This is a genomic window from Candidatus Propionivibrio aalborgensis, assembly GCF_900089945.1.
GTDB lineage: Bacteria > Pseudomonadota > Gammaproteobacteria > Burkholderiales > Rhodocyclaceae > Propionivibrio > Propionivibrio aalborgensis.
Genome location: NZ_FLQY01000020.1, coordinates 1 through 4,159, shown reverse-complemented (window position 1 = coordinate 4,159; position 4,159 = coordinate 1). Strand labels below are relative to the sequence as shown.

Here is a 4,159-nt window from a genome sequence, read left to right as displayed (position 1 = left end):
AAACTCATTGATGGCCCGTTTCGCAGGCTCGAAGGGATATGGTATTTCAAACCGTTGACCGACAATGCCTGCAAAATCGAATTCAGGCTTTCTTACGAGTTTTCCAGCAAGGTTTTTGAAAAGGTCATCGGCCCGGTTTTCAGCCAGATCGCGAACACCTTCGTTGACGCATTTGTCATGCGAGCCAACCAGTTCTATGGGGTTTCGAATGCCTGAACCGATTCGCGTCGAAGTGGTTTACCCCTTGCCGCAGGAACAGGAGATCTTTTCCATCCAGATGCCCGCAGGGGCGACCGTGCGCCAAGCCGTTGAAGCTTGCGGCATTCTGCAGAAATATCCCGAGATCGATCTTGCCAATAACAAGCTTGGTGTCTTTGCCAAACTCGTCAAGCCGGATGCGCCATTGCGCGATCGGGATCGCGTGGAAATTTACCGGCCGTTGATTGCCGATCCGAAGGAAGTGCGCAAGCAGAGGGCGGCAGACGGCAAAGCCATGAAAAAAGGTGCGGCAGAACTATAAGGCGTGCTTCACCAAGACGCGTACCTTTACCTGCAATTCGAGCCGATGTCTTGGCGCGCCTTCGTAATTTCCTTTTCACGTTGCGCATCATCCATGTAATAACGCTCACCCTTGTCGTCATGCATGGAGATTCGTTCGCCGGATTCAAGTGCCTGCAAGCGACGTCGCGTGTTATCACAGTATTGCTGCTTTTCGGCTGAAGCGGATTGCTCCTTCTGCGCTTTCTCAGCACTTTCCTGGGATTCTTTCTGGCGCTTGCGGAATTCCAGGTCTCGATCAGCCAGCGTCTTCTGCGTTGCAGAGCTTGCGGCGGGGGAGGGCGCATGAATCTTCTGCGGCTGGCCAGGAGCTCCGATTGGGGGCTTGTCCGAATAGATCGTCTTTCCGTTCTCATCCTTCCACTGGTAAACCTGAGCGTTTACGCCGGCTGCGGCGAAGAGAGCGGTTACGGCGAGAGTAAAGACAAATCGTTTCATGGTCATCCGGTCCTAGCAAGGCATACGGTATAATACTTATTTGTGACCCAGGATCATAGGCCATGCGTTTAATTCAGAGGGCATTAACGTTTGATGATGTCCTTCTCGTGCCAGCACACTCCGAGGTCCTGCCTCGCGATGTCAGTCTCCGAACCCGCCTGACACGCAACATTTCTCTCAATATGCCACTTGTGTCCGCAGCCATGGACACCGTTACCGAAGCGCGTCTTGCCATTGCATTGGCGCAGGAGGGCGGCATCGGCATCGTACACAAGAATCTCAGCCCGAAAGCCCAGGCGTCTGAAGTGGCGAAGGTCAAGCGTTTCGAGTCGGGCATTTTGAAAGATCCGATTACTGTCCCACCCACCATGTCGGTGCGGGAGGTTTTCGAATTGACCGTATTGCACAAGATTTCCGGTTTCCCCGTGCTTGAAGGCAAGGTTGTCGTCGGTATTGTGACCAACCGCGACTTGCGCTTCGAAACCAACCTCGATCAACCGGTCCGGAACATCATGACGCCGCGCGACCGGCTGGTGACGGTTAAGGAGGGCGCTACGGTTGAGGAGGGCAAGGCGCTGATCCACAAGCATCGCCTGGAGCGTGTGCTGGTCGTCAATGACGCGTTCGAACTTCGTGGTCTGATCACCGTCAAGGACATCATCAAGACTACCGAGCATCCGCTGGCCAGCAAGGACGGTTCGGGCCGACTCCGCGTCGGCGCAGCTATTGGTGTCGGTGCGGGCACGGCAGAGCGCGCAGAATTGCTTGCCGAAGCCGGCGTCGATGTAATCGTGGTCGATACCGCACACGGACACTCGCAAGGGGTTCTGGAGCGTGTGCAGTGGGTCAAGAGAAACCTGCCGCAGGTGGAGGTTGTTGGCGGTAATATTGCCACGGCCGATGCCGCACGCGCCTTGATCGATCATGGCGCCGACGGTGTCAAAGTGGGCATTGGCCCGGGTTCCATTTGCACAACACGCATTGTGGCAGGTGTCGGTGTGCCCCAGATTACGGCCATTCAGATGGTTTCCGACGCGCTCACGAATACCGGTGTGCCCATGATTGCTGATGGCGGGATTCGTTATTCCGGGGATATCTGCAAAGCGATTGCCGCCGGTGCCAATGCGGTCATGCTCGGCGGATTGTTTGCCGGCACCGAAGAGGCTCCGGGTGACGTCGAACTCTACCAGGGGCGATCCTACAAATCCTACCGCGGCATGGGATCGATAGGCGCGATGGCTGCGGGAGCGGCAGATCGTTATTTCCAGGACAGTGGATCGAACATCGACAAACTGGTACCGGAAGGCATTGAAGGGCGTGTGCCTTACAAAGGTTCCGTGTTGGCGGTGATCCACCAGTTGACCGGGGGCTTGCGTTCTTCCATGGGCTATCTGGGTTGCGCGACGATCGAGGAATTACACGAGCGCGCAGAATGCGTTGAAATTACTGCGTCCGGCGTTCGTGAGTCACATGTGCATGACGTGCAGATCACCAAGGAAGCGCCAAATTACCACGTGGACTGATTGATTCCGAATCCGGCCGGGCGGCTTGGAGGGTTTGTACCTCTTCGCCGCCTTCCTTTATTCCAGGCTCGCTCATGACTCACCAGAAAATTCTCATCCTCGACTTCGGTTCTCAGGTTTCCCAACTCATTGCCCGCCGCGTGCGTGAGCAACAGGTCTATTGCGAACTGCATCCGTTTGATGTGAGCGAGGATTTTGTTCGTCAATTCAATCCACAGGGAATCATCCTGTCCGGCGGACCGAATTCGGTCTACGAAAGTGAAGAATGGCGCGCTCCGCAGGTCGTTTTTGATCTGGGCATACCCGTTCTGGGCATCTGTTACGGCATGCAGACCATGGCTCAGCAACTAGGAGGCAAAGTCGAGAGCTCGGGCAAGCGCGAGTTCGGCTACGCGGAGGTCCGCGCCCGCGGGCATTCAGAACTACTGAAGGGCTTGCAGGATCGCAGCAACGATGCGGGCCATGGCTTGCTTGACGTATGGATGAGCCACGGCGACAAGGTTACCGAGTTGCCGCCCGGCTTCAAGGTGATCGCCAGCAACTCAACGTGCCCGATCGCTGCCATGGCCGACGAGTCGCGCAAGTTCTACGCGGTCCTGTTTCACCCCGAAGTCACCAACACGCTCAAGGGAAAGCAGATTTTTTCCCGCTTCGTGCATGACATCTGCGGCTGCAGAAACGACTGGACGATGCCAGGATATATCGATGAAGCGGTCGCCAGGATTCGCGCCCAGGTTGGCCAGGATGAAGTCATCCTTGGTCTCTCAGGCGGCGTCGACTCTTCGGTTGCAGCCGCACTGATCCACCGTGCCATTGGTGACCAACTGACCTGCGTTTTCGTCGACAACGGCTTACTGCGTCTGGATGAAGCCGAGCAGGTGATGGATACCTTTGCGCGCAATCTTGGCGTCAGAGTGATTCATGTCAATGCTACCGAGCAATTCATGAGTCATCTCAAGGGTGTGTCCGATCCCGAGCAGAAGCGCAAAATCATTGGCCGCGAGTTCGTCGAGGTCTTTCAGGTCGAGTCGCAGAAACGGGCTAACGCCAAGTGGCTGGCGCAAGGAACGATCTACCCGGATGTAATTGAGTCGGCGGGTGCAAAAACCAGGAAGGCGCACACCATCAAAAGCCACCACAACGTCGGCGGACTACCGGAAACGCTCAATCTGAAACTGCTTGAGCCCTTGCGCGAGCTGTTCAAGGACGAAGTGCGCGAGCTCGGCGTGGCGCTCGGCCTGGCACACGAAATGGTCTATCGGCACCCGTTCCCGGGGCCGGGGCTGGGGGTTCGCATCCTTGGCGAAGTGAAGCCTGAATTTGCCGATCTTCTGCGCCGCGCCGACGCCATCTTCATCGACGAATTGCGCGCTGCCGGCTGGTACGAAAAAACCAGCCAGGCTTTTGCCGTTTTTCTGCCAGTGAAGTCGGTTGGCGTGATGGGCGACGGCCGTACCTATGAATACGTTGTTGCCTTGCGCGCCGTCGAGACCCAGGATTTCATGACCGCGTACTGGGCCGAACTGCCGCACAGCCTGCTCGGCAAGGTATCTAATCGCATCATCAACGAGGTCCGCGGCATCAACCGGGTAGTGTATGACATTTCCGGCAAGCCACCAGCGACGATCGAGTGGGAATAA

5 protein-coding genes are annotated in these 4,159 nt (G+C 56.6%); 4 read left to right on the top strand and 1 reads right to left on the bottom strand.

Features of this window, described 5'->3' with window-relative positions; genetic code table 11:
• A partial coding sequence (locus PROAA_RS01430) for an SRPBCC family protein (protein ID WP_281182213.1) occupies positions 1-216 on the top strand: 216 nt, incomplete at its 5' end.
• The gene (locus PROAA_RS01425) at positions 209-520 is read left to right on the top strand and encodes an RnfH family protein (protein WP_186409607.1); all 312 of its coding nucleotides are present in this window, start codon (positions 209-211) and stop codon (positions 518-520) included. The genes PROAA_RS01430 and PROAA_RS01425, both read left to right, overlap by 8 nt.
• 26 nt (positions 521-546) lie before the next feature.
• Here the strand turns inward: PROAA_RS01425 and PROAA_RS01420 are convergent, their stop codons facing one another.
• Positions 547-996 (bottom strand): DUF4124 domain-containing protein, encoded by a 450-nt coding sequence (locus PROAA_RS01420; RefSeq protein ID WP_186409606.1) that lies wholly within the window; start codon positions 994-996, stop codon positions 547-549.
• A 62-nt stretch (positions 997-1,058) separates the two neighbouring features.
• Between PROAA_RS01420 and guaB the strand changes: the two genes are divergently transcribed.
• Together guaB and guaA are read left to right on the top strand one after the other, a co-directional pair.
• Positions 1,059-2,519 carry an IMP dehydrogenase gene (gene guaB, locus PROAA_RS01415; RefSeq protein ID WP_186409605.1) on the top strand — a complete coding sequence of 487 codons (1,461 nt, stop codon included), beginning with the start codon at positions 1,059-1,061 and terminating at the stop codon, positions 2,517-2,519.
• Positions 2,520-2,593: 74 nt separating this feature from the next.
• Positions 2,594-4,159 carry a glutamine-hydrolyzing GMP synthase gene (guaA, locus tag PROAA_RS01410; RefSeq protein WP_186409604.1) on the top strand — a complete coding sequence of 522 codons (1,566 nt, stop codon included), beginning with the start codon at positions 2,594-2,596 and terminating at the stop codon, positions 4,157-4,159.

What these genes read in the sequence shown, in the direction of transcription:
- PROAA_RS01425 (WP_186409607.1), top strand. Translation starts at nt 209, where the DNA reads ATGCCTGAACCGATTCGCGTCGAAGTGGTTTACCCCTTGCCGCAGGAA.
- PROAA_RS01420 (WP_186409606.1), bottom strand. Translation starts at nt 996, where the DNA reads ATGAAACGATTTGTCTTTACTCTCGCCGTAACCGCTCTCTTCGCCGCA.
- guaB (WP_186409605.1), top strand. Translation starts at nt 1,059, where the DNA reads ATGCGTTTAATTCAGAGGGCATTAACGTTTGATGATGTCCTTCTCGTG.
- guaA (WP_186409604.1), top strand. Translation starts at nt 2,594, where the DNA reads ATGACTCACCAGAAAATTCTCATCCTCGACTTCGGTTCTCAGGTTTCC.